The following is a 245-nucleotide window of genomic DNA, read 5'->3' as shown; positions in this document are numbered from 1 at the left end:
CAACAACGCAGCTTACGCTTATGGAATGATCAACAAGTGATAGGCTTTTTACGCTTTGTGTTACTGGTGTCATTCTCATTAGCCTTTTGGCTGTGGCAACATCAGCAAATAGACTTTTTAGATGCATTAAGACTTGCTAGCTTCAATGTTATTTCTGTCATCACCACAACCGGTTACGGTCTAACAGATTATCAATCGTGGGGCTCTGTCGCCAGTGTCGTATTTCTGTTTTTAATGTTTATTGG

General features: G+C 40.4%; 1 pseudogene. It reads left to right on the top strand.

Annotation, left to right across the window (positions count from 1 at the left end):
- A pseudogene (locus AAEY68_RS21530) lies at positions 1–245 on the top strand (potassium transporter TrkH); the annotation flags it as partial.

It is taken from the genome of Pseudoalteromonas sp. RB2-MNA-CIBAN-0110 (genome assembly GCF_040309305.1).
In the GTDB taxonomy this organism is placed as follows: domain Bacteria; phylum Pseudomonadota; class Gammaproteobacteria; order Enterobacterales; family Alteromonadaceae; genus Pseudoalteromonas; species Pseudoalteromonas arctica.
This window is presented reverse-complemented; position numbering and strand designations above follow the sequence as displayed.